20 protein-coding genes and 3 tRNA genes are annotated in these 24,683 nt (G+C 72.6%); 10 read left to right on the forward strand and 13 right to left on the reverse strand.

From position 1 onward, the window contains the following. Nucleotides 1–125: 125 nt before the first annotated feature. Genes CLV63_RS12490 through CLV63_RS12510 form a run of 5 tightly spaced genes read right to left on the reverse strand, consistent with a single transcriptional unit; the run spans nucleotide 126 to nucleotide 7,580 of the window. A complete protein-coding gene (locus CLV63_RS12490; protein ID WP_245928759.1) occupies nucleotides 126–752 on the reverse strand; it encodes a sarcosine oxidase subunit gamma in 627 nt (208 codons plus the stop codon). Further along, entirely contained in the window at nucleotides 742–3,585 is a 2,844-nt protein-coding gene (locus CLV63_RS12495) for a glycine cleavage T C-terminal barrel domain-containing protein (protein ID WP_106583136.1), read from the reverse strand. Before CLV63_RS12495 ends, CLV63_RS12490 begins: the two co-directional genes overlap by 11 nt. Beyond that, the gene (locus CLV63_RS12500) at nucleotides 3,582–3,899 is read right to left on the reverse strand and encodes a sarcosine oxidase subunit delta (RefSeq protein ID WP_342751389.1); all 318 of its coding nucleotides are present in this window, start codon (nucleotides 3,897–3,899) and stop codon (nucleotides 3,582–3,584) included. Before CLV63_RS12500 ends, CLV63_RS12495 begins: the two co-directional genes overlap by 4 nt. Before the next feature lie 4 nt (nucleotides 3,900–3,903). Then, entirely contained in the window at nucleotides 3,904–5,115 is a 1,212-nt protein-coding gene (locus tag CLV63_RS12505) for a sarcosine oxidase subunit beta family protein (protein ID WP_106583138.1), read from the reverse strand. Next, nucleotides 5,112–7,580, reverse strand: a complete 2,469-nt coding sequence (locus tag CLV63_RS12510; RefSeq protein ID WP_106583139.1) for a GcvT family protein — start codon at nucleotides 7,578–7,580, stop codon at nucleotides 5,112–5,114. The genes CLV63_RS12505 and CLV63_RS12510 overlap by 4 nt, the downstream gene beginning before the upstream one ends. Before the next feature lie 207 nt (nucleotides 7,581–7,787). Here CLV63_RS12510 and purU point away from each other — a divergent pair, with 207 nt between their 5' ends. After that, entirely contained in the window at nucleotides 7,788–8,666 is an 879-nt protein-coding gene (gene purU / locus CLV63_RS12515; protein ID WP_106583140.1) for a formyltetrahydrofolate deformylase, read from the forward strand. Between the two features lie 111 nt (nucleotides 8,667–8,777). Here purU and CLV63_RS12520 read toward each other — a convergent pair whose 3' ends face one another. Continuing rightward, the gene (locus CLV63_RS12520) at nucleotides 8,778–9,983 is read right to left on the reverse strand and encodes a glycine cleavage T C-terminal barrel domain-containing protein (protein WP_106583141.1); all 1,206 of its coding nucleotides are present in this window, start codon (nucleotides 9,981–9,983) and stop codon (nucleotides 8,778–8,780) included. Between the two features lie 275 nt (nucleotides 9,984–10,258). On the opposite strand from CLV63_RS12520, the gene CLV63_RS12525 reads away from it, so the two are divergent. Genes CLV63_RS12525 through CLV63_RS12535 form a run of 3 tightly spaced genes read left to right on the forward strand, consistent with a single transcriptional unit; the run spans nucleotide 10,259 to nucleotide 12,167 of the window. Continuing rightward, a complete protein-coding gene (locus tag CLV63_RS12525; RefSeq protein ID WP_106583142.1) occupies nucleotides 10,259–10,657 on the forward strand; it encodes a methylenetetrahydrofolate reductase C-terminal domain-containing protein in 399 nt (132 codons plus the stop codon). 9 nt (nucleotides 10,658–10,666) lie between these two features. Further along, complete coding sequence (locus CLV63_RS12530) at nucleotides 10,667–11,605, forward strand: methylenetetrahydrofolate reductase (RefSeq protein ID WP_106583143.1); 939 nt, start codon at nucleotides 10,667–10,669, stop codon at nucleotides 11,603–11,605. A 52-nt stretch (nucleotides 11,606–11,657) separates the two neighbouring features. Next, on the forward strand, nucleotides 11,658–12,167 hold the full coding sequence (locus tag CLV63_RS12535; RefSeq protein WP_342751391.1) for a GNAT family N-acetyltransferase: 510 nt from the start codon (nucleotides 11,658–11,660) through the stop codon (nucleotides 12,165–12,167). Between the two features lie 10 nt (nucleotides 12,168–12,177). Here the strand turns inward: CLV63_RS12535 and CLV63_RS12540 are convergent, their stop codons facing one another. Then, on the reverse strand, nucleotides 12,178–13,176 hold the full coding sequence (locus CLV63_RS12540) for a CPBP family glutamic-type intramembrane protease (protein WP_106583144.1): 999 nt from the start codon (nucleotides 13,174–13,176) through the stop codon (nucleotides 12,178–12,180). Between the two features lie 178 nt (nucleotides 13,177–13,354). Here CLV63_RS12540 and CLV63_RS12545 point away from each other — a divergent pair, with 178 nt between their 5' ends. Beyond that, nucleotides 13,355–14,638: a sensor histidine kinase gene (locus CLV63_RS12545; RefSeq protein ID WP_106583145.1), complete on the forward strand. Its 1,284-nt coding sequence runs from the start codon at nucleotides 13,355–13,357 to the stop codon at nucleotides 14,636–14,638. Beyond that, nucleotides 14,635–15,297, forward strand: coding sequence for a response regulator (locus tag CLV63_RS12550; RefSeq protein WP_281260727.1), 663 nt, complete (start codon nucleotides 14,635–14,637; stop codon nucleotides 15,295–15,297). The genes CLV63_RS12545 and CLV63_RS12550 overlap by 4 nt, the downstream gene beginning before the upstream one ends. A gap of 48 nt (nucleotides 15,298–15,345) precedes the next feature. On the opposite strand, the gene CLV63_RS12555 is transcribed toward CLV63_RS12550, so the two are convergent. Then, on the reverse strand, nucleotides 15,346–15,894 hold the full coding sequence (locus tag CLV63_RS12555; protein ID WP_106583146.1) for a TetR/AcrR family transcriptional regulator: 549 nt from the start codon (nucleotides 15,892–15,894) through the stop codon (nucleotides 15,346–15,348). A gap of 161 nt (nucleotides 15,895–16,055) precedes the next feature. On the opposite strand from CLV63_RS12555, the gene CLV63_RS12560 reads away from it, so the two are divergent. Next, nucleotides 16,056–17,639, forward strand: a complete 1,584-nt coding sequence (locus CLV63_RS12560) for an MFS transporter (RefSeq protein WP_394339763.1) — start codon at nucleotides 16,056–16,058, stop codon at nucleotides 17,637–17,639. A gap of 52 nt (nucleotides 17,640–17,691) precedes the next feature. Here CLV63_RS12560 and CLV63_RS12565 read toward each other — a convergent pair whose 3' ends face one another. Continuing rightward, nucleotides 17,692–18,900, reverse strand: a complete 1,209-nt coding sequence (locus CLV63_RS12565; protein ID WP_106583148.1) for a molybdopterin molybdotransferase MoeA — start codon at nucleotides 18,898–18,900, stop codon at nucleotides 17,692–17,694. A 106-nt stretch (nucleotides 18,901–19,006) separates the two neighbouring features. Here CLV63_RS12565 and CLV63_RS12570 point away from each other — a divergent pair. The 3 genes from CLV63_RS12570 (at nucleotide 19,007) to CLV63_RS12580 (ending at nucleotide 19,279) form a co-directional block, all read left to right on the forward strand. Further along, nucleotides 19,007–19,079 (forward strand) — tRNA-Gly (locus CLV63_RS12570). A gap of 40 nt (nucleotides 19,080–19,119) precedes the next feature. Continuing rightward, nucleotides 19,120–19,190: transfer RNA gene (locus CLV63_RS12575), tRNA-Cys, on the forward strand. Nucleotides 19,191–19,204: 14 nt separating this feature from the next. After that, nucleotides 19,205–19,279 (forward strand) — tRNA-Val (locus CLV63_RS12580). Between the two features lie 140 nt (nucleotides 19,280–19,419). Here the strand turns inward: CLV63_RS12580 and CLV63_RS12585 are convergent. From CLV63_RS12585 to CLV63_RS12600, 4 genes are all read right to left on the reverse strand, one after another. Then, complete coding sequence (locus CLV63_RS12585; RefSeq protein WP_106583149.1) at nucleotides 19,420–20,886, reverse strand: nucleobase:cation symporter-2 family protein; 1,467 nt, start codon at nucleotides 20,884–20,886, stop codon at nucleotides 19,420–19,422. 97 nt (nucleotides 20,887–20,983) lie between these two features. Next, nucleotides 20,984–22,378, reverse strand: coding sequence for an amidohydrolase family protein (locus CLV63_RS12590; RefSeq protein WP_245928760.1), 1,395 nt, complete (start codon nucleotides 22,376–22,378; stop codon nucleotides 20,984–20,986). A gap of 541 nt (nucleotides 22,379–22,919) precedes the next feature. Further along, nucleotides 22,920–23,585, reverse strand: coding sequence for a membrane protein YczE (gene yczE, locus CLV63_RS12595; protein WP_106583151.1), 666 nt, complete (start codon nucleotides 23,583–23,585; stop codon nucleotides 22,920–22,922). Between the two features lie 12 nt (nucleotides 23,586–23,597). Beyond that, nucleotides 23,598–24,641 (reverse strand): CobW family GTP-binding protein, encoded by a 1,044-nt coding sequence (locus CLV63_RS12600; protein WP_106583152.1) that lies wholly within the window; start codon nucleotides 24,639–24,641, stop codon nucleotides 23,598–23,600. Between the last annotated feature and the right edge of the window lie 42 nt (nucleotides 24,642–24,683).

Here is a 24,683-nt window from a genome sequence, read left to right on the forward strand (position 1 = left end):
CCCGGATACGACGCCCGCCACGCGCTCGAATATGACCTGATTGATACGCTCTGAGCTGCGATTTCGATACCCGTTCACAAACTCGGCGGCCCGGCCGCCGTGCCCGCGTACCCCCCGTGCACCGTTCACTCCGCGTACTCGGTCATGGCGTCCAGCAGCCACCGGGTCAGATGCTCGGCGTGGGCGGCGCGCACCAGGACGCGGTAGGTCGGCGCCGCGTCGGTCTGCTGGAGGCCCACCGCGGCGCCCGCCAGCAGGGTCTGGGTGTAGCCGCCGGGCCCGAACACCCGCGGGTGCAGGTCGAGCATGCAGCCGTGCGCGAGGACGTCGCGCGCGTGCGGGCCGCTCAGCTCCAGCACGGTGCGCTGGGCGGAGACGTCGGTGACGCTGCCGCACGCCATGCCGTACTCGCCGCCCACCGCGCATTCGAGCGCCGCGGCGAGCCCGGGCCCGCTCGCCGAGGAGTCGACGACCAGGTACCAGCCGGGCCCGCACCACAGGGCGTAGGGGCTGCCGTCGCCCCGCGCCGACCCCGGCCCCGGCAGCGGGCAGCCGAGGAACTCCGCTGCCAGCCGGACCACCGCGGCCTCCTCGTCCTCGCTCACCCGCAGTTCGGCCTGCGCCGGGAACGGGACCTCGCGCAGCCGCACCGTCGCGGCCGAGCCGGTGCCGGCGCAGCGGTCCGCCAGGTGGGCGATGGGGCTGCGCCGTTCCGGCCGCGGCCGGGGTACGGCGGTGCGCTCATCCGTCACGTCGACTGCCCTCCTTGTCGTAGAACACGGGATCGACCACGCGCGCCGGGGTCGCCTCGTCCAGGTGCACGGCGAGCACGCGTTCGCCGTGCCGGTCGCGGCCGCCGCGCAGCAGCGCCAGCGCGAAGGAGCGTCCCAGCGCCGCGCTGTCGTAGGAGGAGGTGACGTGCCCCTGCATGGGCACCGGAGGGGCGGCGCCGGCGTCGGACGCCGCGACGAGCTGCGCCCCCTCGGCCAGGACCCGCCGCGGGTCGTCGGGGACCAGCCCGACGAGCTGGCCCCGGTCGGCCCGCGCGGAGTCGGCGCGGGCCAGCGAGCGGCGCCCCACGAAGTCCTTCTTCGTGGAGACCGCCCAGCCCATGCCGGCGTCCAGTGGCGTGACGCTGCCGTCGGTCTCGTGGCCGACGACGATGAAGCCCTTCTCCGCGCGCAGCACGTGCATGGTCTCGGTGCCGTAGGCGGTGATGCCGTGCTCCAGGCCGGCGTCCTGCACGGCCTCCCACACCGCGGCGCCGTAGTGCGCCGCGACGTTGATCTCGAAGGTCAGCTCGCCGGTGAACCCCACCCGCAGCACCCGGGCCGGCACCCCGGCGACCTCGCCGTCGCGCCAGGTCATGAACTTGAACCCGGCCGCGGAGACGTCCATGCGCGGCGCGAGCCCCGCCATGATCTCGCGCGAGCGGGGGCCGGTGAGGCTGACGGTGGCCCAGTGGTCGGTGACCGGGGTGAACTGCACGCACAGGTGCGGCCACTCGGTCTGCGCCCACTCCTCCAGCCAGGCGAGCACGGTGTCGGCGTTGCCGCTGGTGGTGGTGATGAGGTAGCGGTCGTCGGCGAGCCGCACCGCGACACCGTCGTCGAAGACCATGCCGTCGGCCGTGCACATGATCCCGTAGCGGCAGCGGCCGACCTTGAGGGTGGACGCCATCCCGGTGTACATGGCGTCGAGGAAGACCCCGGCGTCGCGGCCCGCCACCATGATCTTGCCGAGGGTGGAGGCGTCGAGGACGGCGGCGCCGCTGCGGGCCGCGCGGCACTCCCGCAGCACCGCGGCGCCCATGTCCTCGCCCTCGCGCGGGTAGTAGCGGGGCCGCTTCCACTGGCCGACGTCCTCGAACACCGCGCCGTGCGCCTCGTGCCAGGCGTGCATGGGGGTGCGCCGCACCGGGTCGAGGAACTCCCCGGTGTCGCGCCCCGCGAGGGCGGCGAAGGGGATCGGGGCGTAGGGCGGGCGCCGGGTGGTGCCGCCCACCTCGTCCATGCCGCGGCCCAGCATCGCGGCGAGGAGCCCGGTGAGCAGGACCCCCGATGTGCGCCCCTGGTCGGGCCCCGTCCCGATGGTCGTGCTGCGCTTGACGTGCTCCACGGAGCTGCGCCCCGCGGCGACGGCGGCGCGGACGTCGGCGAGGGTGGCCTCGCGCGCCAGGTCGACGACGACCGCCGCCTCGTCGGTGTCGGGACCGGCGGTCGCCCACAGTGCCATGGGCGGCGCGCCGCCGTCCGCGGCACCGTGCGCCGTTCGCGCGGCGACGGGTCCCGGTGCCGCGCCGCCGCCGGGCACCTCCGGCCCGGCGGCAGCGGCGGCCCCGGCGGCGGCCCCCTCGGCCACGGCGTCCTCGGCCGCGCGGGTGCCCGCTGCGGCGCCCGCGCAGTGCAGACCCTCGGGCAGCGCAGCGGGCAGGAACGCGGCGCGGGCGGCGGACCAGCGGGGGCGCAGCCCCGTGTGGGCCGCCAGGTCGAGGACCGGGTCGTGGCCGCCGGAGACCGCGAGCAGGTCGCAGGGGACCTCGACGGGGTCGCCGCAGGCGCGGCCGGCCGGGTCGACCGGGGCGAGCACGGCGGCGTCGAGGGTGCCGTCGGCGCCGCCCCGCGCGCGCAGGACGCCGTGCCCCCGGTGCAGCGCGATGCCGCGTTCGGCCAGCGCCGCGGCAGGGGCCGCGCCCGGTTCCGGGCGGGCGTCGGCGACCGCGGCGATCCGCACCCCGGCGTCGTGCAGTTCGGCGGCGTTCCACAGCGCCTCGTCGTGGCAGCCGAACACGACCGCGCTGCGCCAGGGCCGCACGCCGAAGCGGCGGGCGTACCCGGCGGCGGCACCGGCCAGCATGACGCCGGGGAGGTCGCAGCCTTCGAAGGCGATGGGGCGCTCCGCGCCGCCGGTGGCGAGGACCACCGCGCCGGCCCTGATGTGCCAGAGGCGTTCGAGCGCCCCGCCCGCGGGCGCATCGGGGCGCCGTTGCAGGGCGATGAGTTCGCCGTGGTCGTAGCGGCCGGTGACCACGGTGCGGCGCAGCAGTCGGACCTCGGCCGCCGCGGCGAGCGCCGCCGCCTGCCCGGCCCGCCACTCTCGCTCCGGCACGCCGCCGATCGCCGCGGCGGCGCCCGTGAGCCCGCCGCCGAACTCCGCGCCGCGCCCCGCGAGGATCACCCGCGCCCCCGCGTCCGCCGCGGCGCGGGCGGCGGCGAGCCCCGCCGGGCCGCCGCCCACGACGCACACGTCGCAGTGCGCCCACACCTTGTCGCGGCGCACGGCGGCGGGTTCCTCCTGACCGGCGGGCAGGCGGGCGAACCCCGCGAGTCCGCTCGCGCGCAGCCCGTCCTCGACCGCCACCTCGGTCGCCGCCGCCATGGGCGCGCCGACCGCCGACTCGACCCGGACGAAGGCGCCCGGCTCCTCGGCCCCGATGCCGTACACGCCGCGCGGCCGCCCGGTGGCGGCGCCGGTGGAGACGGTGCGCACCCCGGCCTCCAGCAGCGCGGCGGCGAGGCTCAGCCCGCGCCGGGCGGCCAGCGTGCGCCCGTCGAAGACGATCTCGACCCGCTCCGGCCCGCTCACCGCGGCACCTCCGGCAGCGTCCCGCCCGGCGGGCAGGCCCCGGCGATGGCGTTGTCCTCGGTGTTGCGGAGGGCGTCGCACCAGCGGCGGCACCCGGCCGTGTGGAACCACCGCTCGGCGAACCACCCCGAGGGGTTGTCCCGGAAGAAGAGGTACTCGGCCCAAGCGGCGTCGGAGAGTGCGGCCGGGTCGGCGGGGTAGCCGATCCCCGCCTGCCCGCCGTAGCGGAACTCGGCCTCGTCGCGCGGGCCGCACCACGGGCACGGTATGAGCAGCACGGCGGCCTCCTTCTGTGGCGGCTCGGTTCGTGTCATGGGGTCAGTGGGCGACGGCGGCGGCGCCGTGCTCGTCGACCAGCGCCCCGGTGGTGAAGCGCTCCAGCGTGTAGGGCGCGGCGAGCGGGTGCGGCCGGTCGTTGGCGATGGTGTCGGCGAAGACGTGGCCCGCTCCGGGCGTGGCCTTGAACCCGCCGGTGCCCCACCCGCAGTTGAGGTAGAGGCCGGAGAACGGGGTGAGGCCGATGATGGGCGAGGCGTCGGGGGTGACGTCGACGGTCCCGCCCCAGGTCCGCAGCAGCCGCGCCTGGGCGAACAGCGGGAACAGCGCGACACCTGCGGCGAGTTCGTGCTCGATGGTGGCGAAGGACCCCCGCTGCCCGTAGCCGTTGTAGGCGTCGATCCCGGCGCCCATGACCAGCTCGCCCTTGTCGGCCTGGCTGACGTAGACGTGCACCGCGTTGGACATGACCACGGTGTCGAGCACGGGTTCCAGCAGTTCGGTGACCAGCGCCTGCAACGGGTGGCTCTGCAACGGCAGTCGCAGCCCGAGCGTCGCCGCGAGGACGGAGGTGTGCCCGGCCGCCGCGAGCGCGACCCGGCCCGCGGCGATGGGCCCCCGGGTGGTGTGCACGCCGACGACCCGGTCGCCGCTGCGCTGGAAGCCGGTGACCTCGCAGTCCTCCACCAGGTGGACGCCGAGCCGCTCGGCGGCCTCCGCGTACCCCCAGGCGACGAGGTCGTGCTTCGCGATCCCGGCGCGCGGCTGGTAGGTGGCCCCCATGACCGGGTAGCGCAGCGACGGGCCGGTGTCGAGGATGGGGACGAGCTTCTTCACCTCGTCGGGGCCGAGCCATTCGGCGTCGATCCCGTTGAGGCGGTTGGCGTTGACCCGCCGCACCGAGTCGCGGACGTCGTGCAGGGTGTGCGCGAGGTTGAGCACCCCCCGCTGGCTGAGCAGCACGTCGCGGCCGAGGTCGTCGGCGAGCCCTTCCCACAGCCGCAGCGCGTGCTCGTAGATGCCGGCGCTGGCGTCCCACAGGTAGTTGGAGCGGATGATGGCGGTGTTGCGCGCCATGTTGCCGCCGGCCAGCCAGCCCTTCTCCAGCACGGCGACATTGCCGATGCCGTGGTCGCGGGCCAGGTGGTAGGCGGTGGCGAGGCCGTGCCCGCCGGAGCCCACCACCACGACGTCGTAGCCGGACTCGGGGTCGCGGGACGTCCAGCGGGGTGCGGGGTGCGTCGTCGCCGTCATACGCGCAGCCTCTCCATCGCGGGGTCGAACAGGGGTTCCTCGGCGACGACGGCGGGGATGCGGCGGTCGAAGTAGCCGATCTCCAGTTCGGTGCCCGGTCCGGCGGACTCCGCGGGCAGCCACGCGTAGGCGATGCCCTTGCCGATCGTGTAGCCGTAGGCCGCGCTGGTGACGTAGCCGGCGGCGGTGGTCGCGCCCGGCAGGTGGACGGGCTCGGCGCCGAGCACGGTGTCGGCGGGGTCCTCGGTGGTCAGGCAGCACAGGCGGCGTTTGACGGTGTCGGGGTCGCGCCCCTCCAGTGCGGCGCGGCCGATGAAGTCGCCCTTGCGCTCGAAGCGGACGGCGAAGCCGACCCCGGCCTCGTAGGGGTCGTGCTCGTCGGTCATGTCGGTGCCGAACGCGCGGTAGCCCTTCTCCAGGCGCAGGCTGGAGAACGCGCCGCGCCCCGCCGCGATCGCGCCGAGCGGGCGGCCGGCCGCGCGCAGCGTGTCCCACAGCCGCAGCCCCATGTCGGCGTCGGTGTAGAGCTCCCAGCCGAGTTCGCCGACGTAGGAGACGCGCATGGCGAGGACCGGGACGTTGCCGATGTGCATGCGCGCGCACCGGAAGTAGCGCAGCCCGTCGTTGGTGAGGTCGTGGTCGGCGAGCGGCTGCACCAGCTCCCGCGCCAGCGGGCCCCACACGCCGATGCAGGTGGTCCCGGCGGTGATGTCGCGGACCTGGGCCGAGCCGTCGCGGGGTGCGAGGCGGCGCAGCCGGTCGAGGTCCAGCGGGGAGTTCACGCCCACCTGGTAGTGGTCCTCGGCGACCCGGGCGACGGTGACGTCGCTGCGCAGGTGGCCCCGCTCGTCCAGCATCAGGCAGTAGCCGACGGCGCCGGGCGCGCGGTCGACCCGGCCGGTGGTGACCCGGTCGAGGAACGCCTCGGCGCCGGGGCCGGTGACGTCGAGCCGCATCAGCGAGCTCATGTCGTACAGGGCGACGCGTTCGCGGGTGGCGCGCGCCTCGGCCCCGGCGATCGGGGACGAGAAGCGGCCGGCCCACGGCCCGACGTCGGGGATGCCGGCCGCCAGGTGCTCGTTCGCGCGGTAGTACTGGGGGCGCTCCCAGCCCGACGCCTCCAGGAAGGACGCGCCGAGTTCGCGCTGGCGGACGTGGAACGGTGCGGTGCGCAGCGGCCGCGGCGACTCCATGGGCTGCAAGGGGTGCAGCGCGTCGTAGACCTCCACGAAGTTCTGGCAGTCGCGCTCCTCGACGTAGGAGGGGGCGAGCTGGTGGCGCTGGAACCGGTTGACGTCGCTGCCGTGCATGTCGAACGTCGAGGCGCCGTCGACGATCCACTCGGCGACCGCGCGCGCCACCCCGGCGGAGTGGGTGATCCACACGGCCTCCGCCGTCCAGAACCCGTCGACGCCCGCCGCGGGCCCCAGCAGCGGCAGGCCGTCGGGTGTGAACGAGAACAGCCCGTTGAAGCCCTCGTCGAGGGCTGCCGCGGCCAGGTCGGGCAGCAGCCGCTCGCTGTCGCTCCACGCGGGTGCGAAGTCGTCGGGGGTGAACGGCAGCATCGACGGCATGGGGCGGTCGTCGGAGCCGGGGGTGCCGATGGCGTCGGGGTCGACCGGCATGGGGCGGTGCCCGTAGTAGCCGATGCCGATCCGGTCGTAGCGCTCCCGGTAGTACAGGTCGCGCTCCTGGTAGCGCAGGATCGGGTGGCGCGCCTCGGCGGCGGCCCCGGCGAGCGCAGGCACGGGGCCGGTCCAGCCGAACTGGTGTTGCAGCGGGGTCATGGCCAGGGTCGCGCCGACCATGCGGGCGATGCGCGGCCCCCACATCCCCGCGCACGAGACCACCAGGTCGCAGGCGATGCGGCCCTGGTCGGTGCGGACTCCGGTGACCCGCCCGCCGGTGATCTCGATGTCGAGCACCTCGTGGCCGGGCAGGAACCGGGCGCCGCGCCACACCGCCGCCTCGGCCTGGGCCTGGCCGGCGGCGATGGCCGGCACCAGGCCGTCGGTGGGGGTGTGCAGGCCGCCCACGACCCGGTCGGCCCGCACCAGCGGGTGCATCGCCGCGCATTCGGCGGGGTCGATGACGCGGGCGGGGACGCCCCAGGAGCGCGCCCAGCCGCAGCGGCGGTGCAGCTCGTCGAGCCGCTCGGGGGTCGCGGCGAGTTCCAGGCCGCCCACGGGGGTGAAGCAGTCGCGTCCGGCGGCCCGCAGCGTGCCGTACTTCTCCACGGTGTAGCGGGCGAAGTCGGTCATGGCCTTGGTGGCGTTGGTCTGGAAGACCAGGCCGGGCGCGTGCGAGGTGGACCCGCCGGTGGCGTACAGCTGGCCCTGGTCGAGGACGGTGACGTCGGTGCATCCCCGCGCGGTGAGTTCGTCGGCCAGAGCGCAGCCGACGATTCCGGCGCCGATCAGGACGATCTTCGGGGAGGTTCCGGGAGCGGAGTCGGGAGACGGCATGGCACCTCTTCGCATCGCCGATGAGTTTCTGTCAGCGCAACGGAACGCGACTTACGCAACAGCGTGAAATGTGCGAGGGAACCTGTCAAGGGGTACCCACCAGTCCGATTTCGGCGCGGCGCCGCCCTTGACGAACACGGAGCGCACATCGCAGTGTTGCCTATTGAAGGACAAGTTTCTTATGGCGCAACCCAAGGAGGCTCCCTCATGGTCCAGTCAGCCCACCCGGCGACCGGTGAGGAGCACGTCCTCACCCTCGACTGCCCGAACCGGCCGGGGATCGTGTACGCCGTCTCCGAGTTCCTGGTCCGCCACGACGCCGACATCACCGAGAGCCGCCAGTTCGACGAGCCCGAGAGCGGGCGGTTCTTCATGCGGGTGCGCTTCACCGCGCTCGACCCGCGCTACGGCCGCGACGAACTCGCCGACGCCTTCGGGCCGGTCGCCGAGGCGTTCGCCATGGCGTGGCGGCTGAACCGCACCGCCGAGCACGCGCGCGTCCTCGTCCTGGTCTCCAAGCACCAGCACTGCCTCAACGACCTGCTGTTCCGCCGGCACCTGGGCACGCTCGGCATCGAGGTGCCGCTGGTGGTGTCGAACCACCCGGACGCCGCGGCGCTCGCCGCGTCCTACGGGGTGGAGTTCCGGCACCTGCCCGTGACCCCGGAGACCAAGCCGCAGGCCGAGGCCGAACTCCTGCGGCTGATCGGCGAGCACCGCGTCGACCTGGTGGTGCTGGCCCGCTACATGCAGGTCCTCTCACCGGACTTGTGCAAGCAGCTCGAAGGCCGCGCCATCAACATCCACCACTCGTTCCTGCCCGGGTTCAAGGGCGCCCGCCCCTACCACCAGGCCCACGCGCGCGGGGTGAAGCTCATCGGCGCCACCGCCCACTACGTCACCGCCGACCTCGACGAAGGGCCCATCATCGAGCAGGAGGTCGCCCGGGTCGACCACTCCATGGACCCCGAGCGCCTGGCGGCGCTCGGCCGCGACGTGGAGGCCCAGGTGCTCGCCCGCGCGGTGCGGCTGCACAGCGAGCAGCGTGTGCTCTTCAACGGGAACCGCACCGTGGTGTTCCCCTGAGGCCGGCCGCACCGGGGCCGCTCCGCGACCGCGGGGCGGCCCCTTTGCGCACAGCCGAGGCCGGACCCCCGTGCACGGGGGTCCGGCGCCGCGCCCCGGCTCCGGCAGGTTTCAGCCGGCCGCCGCCCCCGCGAGGTCCTGCTTGGGCGTGACCTTCTTCGGGTCGACGAAGGGCTTCTCCACCACGGTCGCGGTGAACCGGCCTTCGGGACGCTCGACGGTCAGCTCGGTGCCGATCGCCGAGTCGCCGATGGGCACCATGGCGAACCCGATGTTGCGCTCCAGCTTCGGCGAGTTGCACGCCGAGGTCACCTTGCCGATGACGGCCTCCTCGCCCGGACGGCGCACCGGGAAGACGTCGAGCATGGAGCCGTCGTTGTAGGAGCCCAGGACGGGCCCGCCGATCTCGACGCCGACCAGCTTGCGGTCGACGCCGTTGTCGCGGATGCGGGTGAGCGCCTCCTTGCCGATGAAGTCGGCCTCCTGGTCGAGGTCGACCATCCAGCTCACCTCGTAGCCGTAGCCGACCTCGAAGGGGTTGGTGTCGAGCCCGATGTCGGAACCCCACGCGAGGATCCCGCCCTCGATGCGGCGGATGTGGCACGGCCCGATCACCCGGATGTCGTGCGGGGTGCCGGCCTCGATCACCTTGTCCCACAGCTTGACGCCGTCGCGACTGGCGTTTCGCAGGTAGATCTCGTACCCCAGCTCGCTGGTGTAGCCGGTGCGCGAGACGACGACGTCCATACCGTCGAGCTCGTACTGCTCGCAGTAGTAGTACGGGATGTCGAGGACGCGGCGGCCGAACAGGTCGACCATGACGTCCTTGGACTTGGGCCCCTGCACCTGGACGGGGCCGACGTCGGCCTCGCGGATGGTGACGTCGAGGCCGCTGTTGTAGGCCAGGCCCTGCGCCCACAGCAGCACGTCGCTGTCGGCGAGCGACAGCCAGAAGTGGTTCTCGCCGAGCCGGAGCAGAACGGGGTCGTTGATGATCCCGCCGTCGGGCGCGGTCACGAACACGTACTTGCACTGGCCGACCTTGCACTTGGTGAGGTCGCGCGGAACCAGCATGTTCGTGAAGGTGAAGGCGTCCGGGCCGGTGATCTCGACCTGGCGCTCGACCCCGACGTCCCACAGGGTGACCCCGTTGAGCAGGTGCCAGTACTCGCCGACCGGGTCGCCGTAGTGCCTCGGGTGGTACGTGTGGTTGTAGACGCTGTATTTGGCGACCCCGTGCCGACGGGACGCGTAGAAGAACGGAGACTTCCTGATCCGGCTGTAGAGCAGGATCTCCGGATTCTCGATGACGGCCATGAGGACCTCCACCACTCGATGCGCAACGCTGTTCGCTATGCGCAACAGAGCGTCCCCCGCGGAAAACACTCATGTCAAGGGGTTCAGTGCGAGGTAAGTTTCGCCTAACGCAACAGACATCTATTGACGCAACGAATTAGCCGGATTTACGCTGCAAGCACGGCGAGGCCGTTTCTTCATACGCACGATGTTGCGTATTAAGAAACATCATCTCCGGCGACGGACGGCACACCACCCTGCGGCCGGCCCCCGGCCGCGGAAAGCGGGACGGACTCGTGGCAAAGCTCATCAACACCATCGAACACGCCCTCAAGAAGCCCGTCTGGGACTGCCGGATGTGCGGCCAGTGCGTCCTCCACGCCACCGGCATGACCTGCCCCATGACCTGCCCCAAGACCCTGCGCAACGGCCCGTGCGGCGGGGTGCGCGAGGACGGCGCCTGCGAAGTCCGCCCCGACATGACGTGCGTCTGGCTCAAGGCGCAGGCGCGCTCCGAGAAGCTCCCGCGCGTCTGGCGCGAGGAGTTCGACGAACTGCGCCCGCCCGTGGACAACCAACTGCACGGCACCTCGTCCTGGGTGAACCTGCTGACCGGCCGCGACAAGCGGACACCCGACGGCTGGTCGGCCGAGACCGCGGCCGCGCACGGCGGCCGGTCCGAAGCAGCGGGCTAGGGGGCCGCAGTGGGCACCCTGGCGGAACTCATCAACGACCCGTCGCCCGCGCGGCCGATCGTCACCGCGGAACTCCCCGTCGTCGACGGCGGCGGACTCGACGCGGTACGCACCCGCCTCGCCCGGATCGCCCCCTACGTCGACGCCGTCAACGCCACCGACAACGCGGCGGCGCACGCCCACGCCTCCAACGTCGCCATCGCCATCGCCCTGCGGCAGGCCGGGACCGAACCGATCCTGCAACTCGTCTGCCGCGACAAGAACCGCCTCGCGCTCCAGGCCGACATCGCGGGCGCCGCACTGCACGGCATCACCACGGTGTGCTGCCTCACCGGCGACGACGTCACCGCCGGCGACGAACCCGAGGCGCGCAGGGTCTTCGACATGGACGCCCCGCAGCTCATCCGCACCGCCGCGACGATGGCGAACGGGCGCTACCTGTCCGGCCGGGCGATCAGCCCCGCTCCCCCACTGCTCATCGGCGCGGTGGAGAACCCGGCCGCCCCGCCGTTCGCCTACCGGGTGCGCCGCGGCCTGAAGAAGGCCGCGGCGGGGGCGCGCTTCCTGCAACTCCAGATCTGCTATCACCCCGAACGCCTCGCCGCCTTCACCGACCTCGCCGCCCGCACGGGGCTGACCCCCAAGGTCGCCCTGCTGCCCACCGTCTGCCTGGTGAAAGGGGCGCGGGCGCTGCGGTTCATGGACGCCAACGTGCCCGGCATCAGCGTCCCCGCCGGGCTCATCGAGCAGATCGAGACCGCGCCCGACCCGCGCGAGGCCGCCTACCAGCTCGCGCTGGAGCAGGCCCGGCACGCGCTCGCCCTGCCCGGTGTGCGCGGCCTGCACCTCGCCGACTTCCGGCACGACGACTCCGTCGCCCGCCTCTGCGCCGACCTCGGCCTGCCCATGCTGCGCCAGGTGTCCGACGACCCCGCGGTCGCCGTCTGAAGGGGCCTGTGGTCGGATCGGTGCGGGAGCCGCGCGACGAAGGGGTACCGCCGTGATCCGCATCAGAACCGGCGGCGCCGGGGACGTGCCCGCCCTCCTCGGCCTGTTCGACCAGGCCGTCGCGTGGCTGGCCGCACGCGGCCGCGCCGCGCAGTGGGGCGACCGCCCCTGGTCCGAGCGTCCCGAACGGGTCGACATGGTGCGCGGCCTGGTCGACGGCGGCGACCTGTGGATCGCCGAGTCCGGCGGCGGCGCCGCCGGGGCCCTGCTCGTCGCCGAGCAGCCGATGCCCTACGTCCCGGCCGCCGCGGAGCGGGAGCTCTACATCCGGCTGCTGATCACCGCGCGGACGCACGCCGGCGAGGGCATCGGGGCGGCCCTGCTCGACCGCGCCCGCCAGGAGGCCGCCGACCGCGGCATCGCCCTGCTCCGCGTGGACTGCTGGGCCGGCGGCGACGGCGCCCTCATCGGCTACTACGAGCGGGCCGGGTTCACCCCCACCGAGCGCATCCCGGTGAAGGACACCGAGGTCCAGGTCTTCGAACAGCGCCTGCCGGGGTGACCCGGCGGCCCTACCGCCCCGGCCGGGCCGACGGCACCGCGCTCCGCCTGCTCCGGTACACCGCCGCCCCCGCGGCCGCCACCAGCAGGGCCAGCAGCGCGGTCGCCGGGAGGCCCTCGAACAGGCCGGCGAACCCGGCTCCCCCGCTGTAGTGGGTGGGCGCGTCGATCAGGAACACCACGAGCCCCGGGTACTCCTCGACCGTCTCCGGGGTGGCCACCGTGGGCAGGAAGATCGGCAGGATCAGCACACCGGCGTGGAAGCCGGTCGCGGCCCACAGGTCCCCGGAACGCAGCGTCCACAGTGCCGCGAACACCGACCACAGGAAGATGTTCAGCACCAGCACCCAGTGCGGCTCGTGGCTGCGCCCCGACGACAGCAGCAGCGTCCCGATGAAGAAGAAGTGCCACAGGGTGAAGAAGAACGACGACGCGAGCACACCCGCCACCGCGCCCCAGCGCAGCGCGATCACCTGGAGCAGCCAGCCGCGGTACAGCTGCTCCTCGATGCCGATCATCACGATCCGCAGCAGCAGCATGCCGACGCCAATGGCGAGTGTCGCCGCCGCCTCGACCGCGGGCACCGCGCCGACACCGGCGAAGCGGACGGTGCCCGCGGCGAGGGACACCCCGATCCAGCCCAGCGCGAACAGCCACGCCACCCCGAGCCCGGCCGCGAGCCCCCGCCAGGTCCCGCGGCCGAACCGGAACCCGGTCGACGCGAAGAACGAGCGCCGCTCGTAGTAGCGGAGCCACAGCCACAGCGGGACGTAGGGCGCCAGCAGGGTCGCGGCCTGGCCGAGCACCCCGAGGGCGATCCCGGACGGGGAACCCTCCGCTGCCCCCATCCGCTCGGCCGCGCCGGACAGCGGCGCACCGGCGAACACCGCGATGTAGAAGACCTGGCACAGCACCACGGCGAGCAGCGGGTAGGTCGTCCGCCGACCACTCGCCCCCGCGCTCAGGAACGCGTCCCGGATCCCCGGTTCAACTCTCTGTTCGACTGACATACCGGGACCGTACGGACGGCACGGCGGCCGGCACATCGCGCGGGCGGCACCCTGCTCCGGGCACGGCCGGACGCCCGATCGCACGCACGGGCATGACCGCGGTCATGCCCGCACCCATGACCGCGACGTGACCCGCGGCCCCGCAACAGCCCCCGACCTGGGTGTTACCTTGCACAGCATGGACAGCTCGGCCGGATCCCGCGACCTCAACCGCTGGATCGCCCTCGACGGCCACCGGCCCCCGAGAGCGTTCAGCCTCTTCTTCCAGGGGCCGGTGGCCGTCTATGCGGTGTTCATCGTGCAGGCGCTCTTCGGGTCCGGCCCGTACGGCGGCGACGGCCAGGGCGCGGCCGCGACCGCGGCCATCGCAATCGCGGCCCTCCTCCTTTCCGTCGCCATGTGGCCGCTCCTCACCTGGGACCCCGCCGCCCCCGCGCGGCGCAAGGCCGCTGCGGTCCCGTTCCTCGCCGCCGTCCTCGGGCTGGTCGCCGTCGGCGGCGGGATCCCGGCGTTCCTGCTGAACGCCACCGCCGTCGGGTACCTGGTGGTCGTCTTCGGCTCCCGCGCCGCCGCGGCCTTCACCGCGCTCGCCGGGGCCGTCTGCCTCGCACTGCACCTGTCCAACCCCGCGCAGACCGTGTGGGGCGCGCTGTTCGAGACGATGGGGATCGTCTTCCTCTGCGGCGCGGTCATGGTGGTGACCACCGCCCTCACGGAGGCCCACCGCAAGAGCGCGGAGACCGGCGAACTGCTCGGCGAGCTCCGCACCGCGCACGCAGAACTGCGCCGCCGCGCCGAACTCTCCCGCGAGCTCACCGTCGCCGAGGAGCGGGCGCGCATGGCGCGCGAGATGCACGACAGCGTCGGCCACTACCTCACCGTCATCAACATGGGGTTGGCCAACGCCCAGCGCTTCCGCTCGGCCCGGCCCGACGACGCGTGGGAGGAGGTCCGCCAGGCCCAGTCGCTGACCCAGGAGGCGCTCACCGACACCCGGCGCTGGGTGCGCGCGCTGAAACCGCTGCGGCTGAAGGGCCGCGCCGGACCGGACGCCATGGCCGCGCTGGCTGACTCCTTCACCGGGACAGGCGTCGACGTGGCGTTCCGCGTCGAGGGGGCGCCCCCTGCCTTGGCCGAGAACGCCGAACTGGTCTGCTACCGCGCGCTCCAGGAGGGCTGCACCAACGCGCTGCGCCATTCCGGCGCCCGCACGGTGCGCGCCGTCCTGGCCCGCAGCGGGTCCGGCGTCGCCCTCAGCATCCGCGACGACGGGCGCGGCGCCGACAGCGCGGCGGTCGGCGACGGGTTCGGACTGCGCGGCCTACGCGAGCGCGCCGCGGCCGAAGGCGGGACGCTGACGGCGCGGAACCGGCCCGAAGGCGGCTTCGAACTGCTGCTGGAGCTGCCGGGGCCCGGCGACCGGGCCGGCGCCGAAGGCGCAGCTGCGGGGGCCGTCGCGTGACCGGCCGGCCGCCGATCCGGGTCCTCATCGTCGACGACCAGATCCTGATGCGGCGCGGCCTGCGCAAACTCCTGGAGATCGAGGACGGTCTCGACGTGGTGGGCGAGGCCGCCGACGGCGCCGACGCGCTGGCCGTACTCGGCCGCACCGGTGCCGACGTCGCACTGGTCGACGCGCGGATGCCGCGCATGGACGGCGTCACCCTCATCGCCCGGCTCGGCGCCGAGCACCCGCGGGTCGCGGCGCTGGTCCTGACGACGTTCGACGATGACGACTCCATCTTCGGCGCGCTGCGCGCCGGGGCAAAGGGCTACCTGCTCAAGGACACCCCGCCCGAGGAACTGGTCGACGCCATCGGGCGCGCGGCCCGCGGCGAGACCGTGCTCGGCTCGCCGGCCGCCGAACGGGTGGTGGCGGCGCTGCGCGGGGCCGCGCCCGCGCCCGCCCGGAGCCCGGCGGACGCCGAGGGGGACCTGCTCTCGGAGCGCGAGCGGGAGATCGCGGAACTGGTCGGCACCGGGGCGCCCAACCGCGAGATCGCGCGGCGGCTGTTCATCACCGAGGGCACGGTCAAGAACCATATCTCCAGCATCCTGCGCAAGTGGCGGCTGCGCGACCGCACCCAGCTCGCCGTGCGGGTGAACCGCGGCGGTTCGTGAGCGGCCCGTCGGCGCGGGGACCGGCGATGGCGCGGGTGGGGCGGCGGGTCAGCGGCCGAGCCGGGCGGCGTCGGCCTGGGCGATGAGGCGGTCGGTCAGCCCGGCCAGCAGTTCCGGGTCGGGCTGCGGGAGCCCGGCGAGCGCGCTGAGGTAGAGGCCGTCGCCGACGAGCCTGATGGTCTCGGCGAGGACGGGGTCGCCGATCTCCTCGTTGAGCAGCGTGGACCACATGGCGAAGATGTGGTTGATGCGCAGGCGGGCCTCCTCGGAGCCGAACTCGTTGCTGCGCAGCGCGGCGATGATCGACCAGTACACGGCCGCCTCGGACGACTGCGGCACCGAGGTGTGCAGGAAGGTCCGCACGACGCCGCCCGGTGTCGACCTGGCCTCGTTGAACTCGTCGTCGGCCTGTTCGGCGAGGCGGCCGACCAGGCCGTTGACCATGGCCTCCTTCGAGGGGAAGTGGTAGAGCAGGCCGCCCTTGGAGATGCCGGCGGCCGCGGCGACGGCTTCCAGGGTCACGGCCGAGCCGCCCTCCTGGACCAGGATCTCTTGCAGGGCGTCCAGGATGCGGTCGCGCGTCGTCGAAGCAGTCACGTTTGGAACTTTACCGGCCGGACGGTACTGTACCGTCTGGACGGTAGAACTCATGCGATCCGGACCACCGGAAAACGTCCGTTGATCCGATGCCGCCGTCCGCAGCCGATCCGCGTCCCCCGGGGACCAGAACCGTAAGTAGAGGACCAATGAGCTCCGCGGTGACCGGGGCGAGCCACGACAGCGCAGCGCCCCTGGCGGGGCCGCGCGAATGGGCCGCTCTCGCCGTACTCGCCCTGCCCGTACTGCTGATCTCCGTCGACATGACGGTGCTCGGCTTCGCCGTTCCCTACCTGAGCGAGGAGCTGGCGCCCTCCAGCGCCGAACTGCTCTGGATCGTCGACATCTACTCGTTCGTGCTCGCCGGGCTGCTGGTGACCATGGGCACACTCGGCGACCGCGTCGGCCGGCGCCGGCTGCTCCTGATCGGATCGGCGGGCTTCGGCCTGGCGTCCCTGCTCGCGGCGTACGCCCAGAGCGCCGAGGTGCTGATCGCCGCGCGCGCCCTCCTCGGGCTCGCCGGCGCCACCCTCATGCCGTCGACGCTGTCGCTGCTGCGCAACATCTTCCTCGACCCGCGCCAGCGGCTCGTCGCCATCGCCACCTGGGCGTCGATGTTCTCGGCGGGGTCGGCGCTCGGCCCGATCGTGGGCGGCTGGCTGCTGGAGCACTTCCACTGGGGTTCGGTCTTCCTGATCAACCTGCCCGTCATGGCGCTCATCCTGGTCCTCACCCCGCTGCTGGTCGCCGAGTCGCGCGACCCCAGCCCGGGCCGCTACGACCTGCCCAGCGCGGCCCTCTCGCTGCTGGCGATGCTGCCGGTGGTCTACGGCGTGAAGAAGATCGCCGAGTACGGGCTCGCCCCCGTGCCGGTCGCCGCCATCGCGGTGGGCCTGCTGCTGGGCTACCTGTTCGTCCGGCGCCAGCTCCGCCTCGCCGATCCGATGATCGACGTGCGGCTGTTCAAGATCCGCGCGTTCAGCGTCGGCGTCGCCACCAACTTCATGGTCATCTTCGCGATGGTCTCGTCGCTGTTCTTCCTGACCCAGTACTTGCAGATCGTGCAGGGCATCAGCCCGCTGCGCGCCGGGCTGCTGCTGCTCCCCGGGCTCGGCCTCTCCGTCGCCGCGCACTTCGCGGCCGTGGCGCTGGCGCGGCGGCTCAGCATGGGCACGGTCATCGTCATCGGCCTGGTCATGACCGCCACCGGGTTCCTGCTCATGACGCAGGCCCCCACCGAGGGCGGCGCCGTCCTGGTCGCGGTCGCCTTCGCGGTGATCGGCTGCGGTGTGGGCATCACCGACACCCTCACCAACGACGCGATCCTCACCGCCGCCCCGCCGTCGCGGGCCGGCGCCGCGTCCGCGATCTCCGAGACGGCCTACGAGCTGGGCGCCGCCATGGGCGTGGCGATCCTCGGCAGCGTCCTCACCGCCATGTACCGGCTGCACCTCGACCACGTCCCCGGCGTCCCCGCGCCCGCCATGGACGCCGCGAAGGAGACGCTGGGCGGCGCGGTCACCGCGGCCGGTGAACTCCCCGCGGCATCGGGCGACGCCCTGCTCGACACCGCCCGCGCCGCGTTCACCGACGGCATGCACGCGACCAGCCTCATCGCGGCGCTGCTGGTCGCCTACGCCGCCGTGCAGGCGGGTCTGCTGCTACGCGGGCAAGGGGCGGGGTCGCCGCACCGGGGCGAGAAGGACCCCGCGGCGGAGCCCGACTCCGCGGCCGCCCGCCGGTAGGCGGACCGGCCGCGGCGCGGCCCGGGTGATCCGGCGGGATGTCGCCGCCGGATCACCCGGGCAGGCGGAGCAGCTCCGCGTCGGGCCCCGTCCAGCCCGGCGGGATGACCGCCACCCCGTCGGCGAGCGCCGCGCCCAGCAGCGCGCCGGGGCGGTCGTGCCCGACCGGGACGGCGCGGCCCCGCCGCACGCTGACGGCGACCAGCCGGGTGTCGTCCGGGTGCACCGGCACCTCCCCGGCAACGGGCAGCCGCTCGGGCCCCGGCGGCCCCGGTTCCGGCCGTCCTGCCAGGGCGCACAGCGCGGGCACCAGCAGGGTGAGGGCCGCGCCCACCGCGGCGTAGGGGTTGCCCGGCAGGCCCACGACGACGGCGTCGTCCGCGCCCGGCCGCCGCGCCCGCGCGAGCATCTGCGGATGACCGGGCCGGCACGCCACCCCGTCCACCAGCACCGCCGCCCCGATCTCGGCGAGCGCCGCACGCAGGTGGTCGGCCGGCCCCCTGGACGAGGAGCCGCACACCGCGACCACATCGGCGCCCGCCCCGTCCAGCGCCGCCTGCAATCCGGCGACCAGCGCCGCACGATCGTCGCCGAGGCGCACGACCGGGTCGGCCGCCGCGCCCGCCCACGCCGCCAACCCCGGCAGCATCGGACCGATGGCGTCGCGCACACGGCCGCCGCCGGGGACACCGCTCGCCGCGATCTCGTCGCCCGTGACCAGCACGGCGACGCGCGGTCGGCGCACAGCGATGGTGTCGTGGCCGAGGCTCGCAGCGAGGCCGAGCACCGCCGGGGTGACCACCGAACCTGCGGGCAGCACCGAGGCGCCCCGCGCCACGTCCTGTCCGGCCCTGCGGATATGGCGGCCCGCGGCGATCTCGCCGTGAACCTTCTCACTGCCGTGCTCGGCGTCCTCGTACGGCAGGACGGCGGCCGTCCCGGGCGGCACGCGCGCGCCGGTGGCGATCTCGACCGCCTGGCCGGGCGCCAGCGGGGACGGCGCGGGCGCGGCCCCCGCCAGCAGCCGCCCGGACAGCGTCCACGGCCCCGGGCCGGCGACGGCGAAACCGTCCATGGCGGCGGCGTCGAACGGGGGGACCGCAGCCAGGGCGGCGAGTTCGGCGTCCAGGGCCGCGCCCGCCGCGTCCGCGACGGCGACCCGGACGCCGGGCACCGGGCCGACCGCGCGGCCGCACTCGCGCGCGGCGGTGCGAGCCTCCGACCAGGCCATCGGCTGCCGCGGCGCGCTGCGAGATCCCATGTCCCCTGTATATCGGCAGCGGCGCCGCGCCCCGCGGATTTGCCGTCTGAGCAGATTCCGATAAAGTTCTACGTGTCGGCGCGGCCCGCAACGGGCCGGGCAGCACGCGGACGTGGCTCAGCTGGTAGAGCATCACCTTGCCAAGGTGAGGGTCGCGGGTTCGAATCCCGTCGTCCGCTCGGAAGACGCAATCCGGTCCCGGCCGGTTTGTCTGGATCCGGTGGAGTGGCCGAGAGGCGAGGCAGCGGCCTGCAAAGCCGTCTACACGGGTTCAAATCCCGTCTCCACCTCCGAGCATCGACTCGGGCGATTAGCTCAGGGGTAGAGCGCTACCTTGACACGGTAGAGGTCACTGGTTCGAAACCAGTATCGCCCACCACGTTTCACCGGCGAAGGGCATGTTCCGGCAGTGATCCGGCACATGCCCTTCGCTGTGTCGCACGGCCGGCGAACACCACCCTGGGCGATCCGAGGGGTGGGGCCCGCACGCGGTGCGTGTGCGGCAGGGTCGCGACCCGGTCAGTTCCGCTCGGGGTCGGCGGTCGGGGTCTCCCGCGGCTCCCCGGACTCCCCCGGGTTCTGCCGGGCACCGTCATCGGCCGAGGCCGGGGCCGCCGCGCGTTCCGCCTCTCTCTCCGTTCCCCCGGTCGTCGTGTCGCCGTCGGCGGAACCTCCGTTGAGCAGCAGGTTCAGCACGAACGCTGTGAGTCCTCCCACGGCGATGCCGCTGCTCAGGAGCGTCTGCGGCCCGTCAGGCAGCTGTGCGTACACATCGGGGGATCCCACCGGAAGGAGGGCCATACCGAAGGAGACGGCGATGATCAGGTGATTGCGGGCCCGGCTCATATCGGCTCGGACCAGGACCTTCACCCCGATCGCACCGACGGTGCCGAAGATGACGAGGGCGATCGCGCCCAACACGGGTTCGGGGAGGCTGGCGATCGAAGCGCCGATCTTTGGCATGAACCCGATGACGATCAGGATCACTCCGGCCCCCGCGACCATGAATCGGCTGGTCACCTGGGTGAGACTCAGGAGTCCGACGTTGTTGCCGAAGGTCACGAACGGGAAGCTGTTGAAGACGCCCGCGAAGGCCGTGCTCACCCCGTCGGCGCGCAGCGACCGCGCGACCTCATGTGGGCCGACGTGACGTCCGACGACCTGCCCGGTGGCGATCGTGTCCCCAGTGGACTCGATCATGTTCACCAGTTGCACGAAGAGCATCGGGATGATGGCCATGAGCGTGAACGTCGGCATGCCGAACTCGAACGGTCGCACGATCCCGAACCAGGCGGCGTCCCCGACCGCGGAGAAGTCGGCCAGCCCGAGTGGCAGCGCGGCCGCGGTACCGAGCCCGATCGCGATCAGGATCGCGAACCGGCTGAGCACCGTCCCTGCGAAGCGTTCCAGCAGCAGGAACAGGACGACGGTGCCCAATGCCAGCAGCAACCGGTCGGGGGACCCGTACTCGGGGTCCGCCGGGTCGTCGCCGGCGATGAGTGACGCCGTCGAGGGCAGCAGTGAGAAGCCGATGATGGCGATCGTGGTGCCGGTGACGACCGGCGGGAAGAGCCGCAGGATCTTGCTGAACCAGGGCGCGACCAGCCATGTGATGAGACCGACGACGATGGTGGCCCCGAAGACGGCCGGCAGTCCTCCCTGCTGGCCGACCAGGATCGCGGGCGTGATGGCGGTGAACGTGGACCCCATGATGATCGGCAGTCGCACGCCGATGTTGAACACGCCCAGGGTCTGCACCAGGGTGGCCACGCCACCGATGAGTACGTTGGCCGAGACCAGCATGGCGATCTGTGCGCTGGACAGGCCGATGCCCAGGCCGATCACGAGGGGGACGGTGGCCATACCGGTGTAGGCGACGATGACGTGCTGGACACTCTGGGGAACGAAGACTCTGAGGCGGGGGACGGAATCGACCGCGTCCGGTTCGGAGCCGGAACCGCGGCGCCGTAGGAACCGTAAGGACATGGGTCCTCCAGGGGCTGGACCATTGGTGGGTCGCCGGGAGCGACGGGGGCGCGGATCATTCGCGCGTGTTCGGGCGAAGCGCTCTTTCGACCGTGGTTCAGTGCTGCCAGGGGACGAGAAGGTCGGTCATCCCGGCCCGCCGCACCAGCCGGCTCGCATGCGATCGAGCGTCTTCGGAAACGGCGTCCTCATTGACGCGCAGGCATTTGCCGTGCTGGTACACGACCTCTCCGCCGACAACGGAGAGGGCGACGTCGGAAGGGCGCGCTGAATAGACGAGCGCGCTGACGACACGGTGGAGAGGTTGCAGGTGGACACCGCCGAGGTCGACGGCGATGACGTCGGCGAGGCGGCCCGGTTCCAGGACTCCCGCGTGAACGCCCGCGTATCGTGCGCCCTCCCGTGTGGCGAGTTCGAGGGCCTCCTCCGCACGGCTCGCGCCGGGGTCGAGCGACGCCAGCCGCTGTGCGTAGATCGCCTGCTTCATTCCCTCGAACAGGTCCTGGCGGTGGCCGCAGCTGGGCCCGTCGGTGCCCAGCGACACCGCGGCGCCGCTCCTGCGCAGGTCTCGCAACCGTAGGGTGCCGGAGGCGAGATAGGCGTTGGAGGAGGGATTGTGCGCCACGCCCGCGCCCGCGGCTCCGACTCGCTCGACTTCTTCGTCATCGAGCCAGACCGCGTGCGCGAGGGTCGCCCGGTCGAGCAGTCCCTCGTCAGCAAGCCACCGCACGGGACGCTCACCATAGGCGTCGAGGAAGCCGGGGGCGTCGCCTTTCCCCTCGCAACAGTGCGTGTGCCACCGTGTGCCGAACTCGGCGGCGAGTTCGGCACAGGCCCGGACGAGGTCGCGGTCGATGTAGGTGAGGTTGAGGGGGGCCGGCCAGACCTCGACTTTCGATCCGGCCGGGCGCTCCCGCATGGCTTCGCGGGTCATCGCCAACTCGTCGGCCGACGAGTAACGGAAGAGTTCCGCCGGCTGCCCGCGCCGTTTCGCGATGTCCGTCGGCTGTCCGACGACGCCGCGGGCGACCGCGCCACGCAGGCCGGAACCCTCGATGACGTCCGCCACGGCGAGGGTGGTCTCGACGTCGGTCGGTGCGTAGTGGTTGTCCACGACAGTCGTGATCCCGGCCCGCAGCGCCTCCGCCGCCGCCAGTCGCACGGCCGCGAGCGCGTCCTCTCTGTTCACGGCGATGGAGTAGGGCCACATGAACTCGCATAGCCACGGAACGATCGACATCCCCTCGCCAAGACCACGAGCGAGCGCCTGGAAAAGGTGGTTGTGGCCATCGACGAGGCCCGGCAGGACGGCCTGCCCACGACACGAGATCACCGTGTCGGCCTGCCAGTCGGCCGCCATGTGTTCGGGACCGACGGCCACGATGCGAGAACCGGTGATCGCGACAGCGCCGGGATCATAGATCGTGCGGTCGTCATCGACCGAGACGACAGTCCCGCCCGTCAGCAGCAGGTCGCAGTGGTTGCCATTCATAGCGGACATGCATCCCCAACCTCCGGAACGGGCCAAGACCGCCCCGGCTCATCGTCGGTGAAGTACGCGTTTCAGCAAGGTGACTCAGGAGGGCTTTCGGGTTCGGGAGAGTGTTGGTCGACTATGTTGCATGTCACATGCAATCCTGGCCATTCGGCACTTGTCAAGCCGTTCGCGTCGCTCAAAGGTCCAGCAGGCCCCGTTCTCCCGACCCGCATGGGTACAGCCCGGGCGCACTGGCCTCGACCAAGTGGCTGTCGCCGATTCCGTGAACATCCAGTGCAGCGCCTACGCACTGGACCCCCGACCGCTTGCCGCACGGCCGGCCGGGCGACGTCCGCCGCGTCGGAGCGATCGTCGGCGCACGCAGTGGAATACAACATGCAATATCAACGACAGTCCGTTCGCCGCTGTGTCGCACTCGGACTCACCGCGCTGGACGGCGCGTCGCCGTGCGAGATCCGGCGGCCCGCAGGTGCGATCACTGCGCGGCCGGGGGCGTCTGGACGACCGGCACTCGGACCGAGATCGAATGCGAAGCTCAGGCATGCTCGCCGTCGAACGGCCGGGCGGCCTTCTCGGGGACGTCCAGCAGCGACAGGAACACCTGCACCAGCGGCCCGATCGCGGCGGCGAACAGCAGGGTGCCCACTCCGACGGTGCCGCCGAGCAGCCACCCCGCCACCACGACGCTGACCTCGACCGTGGTGCGGGCACCGCGCACCGACCAGCCGCGGGCGGCGAGGCCGGTCGTGAGCCCATCGCGCGGGCCGGGGCCGAGCCGCGCACCGATGTAGCACCCGGTGGCGACGGCGAGCACCACGATGCCCAGCACCAGGGCCGCGGACCGGGCGAGGAGGCCGTCGAACTCGGGGAGCCACCACAGGGACGCGTCGACCGACAGGCCGACCACCACGACGTTGCTCAGCGAGCCCAGCCCCGGGCGCTCGCGCAGCGGGATCCACAGCAGCATCACCACCGCACTCATGATGATGGTCCACGTGCCGACCGACAGCCCGCTCTGCCGAGCGAGCCCTTGGTGCAGCACGTCCCAGGGGTTCGCCCCCAGCCCGGAGGAGATCTGGAGGGCGCCACCGAGGCCGAACAGGTAGAGACCGACGTACAGCTGGACCAGTCGGCGCACCCGGGGCCCCGGCAGGACCGGGGTGCGGACGACGCGGCGGACCAGGGCGCGGGGCGTGGGCAACGGCCGGCTCCTTCACAGCGTTCCGGTGGCCGAAGGCGCACCGCACGACGCGGGGTCGCCGAAGGCTGCCACTCCGGCGGCACAGGACCGCAGGTCACGAGAGAGCTCTTCGCGGTCGAGGTTTCGGCCGATCAACACCACTCGGGTGCTGCGCCGATCGCCGCCCCAAGGCGTTCCCGGAGTGATCTCGAACATGCTGTGGATCCCTTGCAGCACGAAACGGCGGGGATCACCGACGAGGGAAAGAAGCCCTTTTATGCGGTATACGTCCTCATCACGGTCCCGCAGGAGCCCCGCAACCCATGACTCGACCGCCGCAAGGTCCACGTCGTCCTCGATCTCCAGTTCGACCGAGACCAGCGTCGGGTCGTGGAGGTGCGTGCCCCCGTCCATCCGGTCGGGGTCCTCCGCGTTCCTGCCCGCGCCGGTGAACGCCCCGATTCCCAGGACGTCCGCCACGTCCACGTCGGCGTAACTGGACCTGATGATGTCGGCGGTCGAGTTGACGCGCCTGATCCGCTCTGCGACCGAATCCGCCTTCGAAGGGCTGACGAGGTCGGTCTTGTTGAGGATCACCCGGTCGGCGAAGGCGATCTGGTCGGTGACGTGCGCGCCGACCCCATTGTCGGCCACCTCGTCGATATGCGCATCGACGTGCAGTGCGTCCACCATCGTGACGATCCCGTCCAACTCGAAGTTCGCCGCGACCTCCTCGTCGACGAAGAACGTCTGCGCGACCGGGTTGGGGTCCGCCATTCCGCTCGTCTCGATGAGCACGCGGTCGAACCGGTCCTGACGCTCCAGGAGTCTGCGGAGGATGTCGATGAGATCGGTGCGGGCCGTGCAGCAAAGGCAGCACCCGTTGCTCATCTCGATGATCTCCTCGTCACCGGAGAGGACCAGCGCGTTGTCGATCGGGATATCGCCGAACTCATTCTCGATAACGGCGATCCGGTGCCGGTGATCGGCCGTGAGGATGCGGTTGACCAGCGTTGTCTTCCCTGATCCGAGGAATCCGGTAAGGACGGTCACCGGAATCTTGGCGTGGTTGCCCATGGTGGGTCGCTCCAGTCTGCTGCGGATGTGCGGTTTCGTGGC

The sequence above is a fragment of the Murinocardiopsis flavida genome, from assembly GCF_003014485.1.
Classification (GTDB): Bacteria; Actinomycetota; Actinomycetes; order Streptosporangiales; family Streptosporangiaceae; genus Murinocardiopsis; species Murinocardiopsis flavida.

What these genes read in the sequence shown, in the direction of transcription:
- CLV63_RS12500 (WP_342751389.1), bottom strand. Translation starts at nt 3,899, where the DNA reads ATGACACGAACCGAGCCGCCACAGAAGGAGGCCGCCGTGCTGCTCATA.
- CLV63_RS12505 (WP_106583138.1), bottom strand. Translation starts at nt 5,115, where the DNA reads ATGACGGCGACGACGCACCCCGCACCCCGCTGGACGTCCCGCGACCCC.
- CLV63_RS12510 (WP_106583139.1), bottom strand. Translation starts at nt 7,580, where the DNA reads ATGCCGTCTCCCGACTCCGCTCCCGGAACCTCCCCGAAGATCGTCCTG.
- purU (WP_106583140.1), top strand. Translation starts at nt 7,788, where the DNA reads ATGGTCCAGTCAGCCCACCCGGCGACCGGTGAGGAGCACGTCCTCACC.
- CLV63_RS12520 (WP_106583141.1), bottom strand. Translation starts at nt 9,983, where the DNA reads ATGGCCGTCATCGAGAATCCGGAGATCCTGCTCTACAGCCGGATCAGG.
- CLV63_RS12540 (WP_106583144.1), bottom strand. Translation starts at nt 13,176, where the DNA reads ATGTCAGTCGAACAGAGAGTTGAACCGGGGATCCGGGACGCGTTCCTG.
- CLV63_RS12545 (WP_106583145.1), top strand. Translation starts at nt 13,355, where the DNA reads ATGGACAGCTCGGCCGGATCCCGCGACCTCAACCGCTGGATCGCCCTC.
- CLV63_RS12565 (WP_106583148.1), bottom strand. Translation starts at nt 18,900, where the DNA reads ATGGGATCTCGCAGCGCGCCGCGGCAGCCGATGGCCTGGTCGGAGGCT.
- CLV63_RS12585 (WP_106583149.1), bottom strand. Translation starts at nt 20,886, where the DNA reads ATGTCCTTACGGTTCCTACGGCGCCGCGGTTCCGGCTCCGAACCGGAC.
- CLV63_RS12590 (WP_245928760.1), bottom strand. Translation starts at nt 22,378, where the DNA reads ATGAATGGCAACCACTGCGACCTGCTGCTGACGGGCGGGACTGTCGTC.
- CLV63_RS12600 (WP_106583152.1), bottom strand. Translation starts at nt 24,641, where the DNA reads ATGGGCAACCACGCCAAGATTCCGGTGACCGTCCTTACCGGATTCCTC.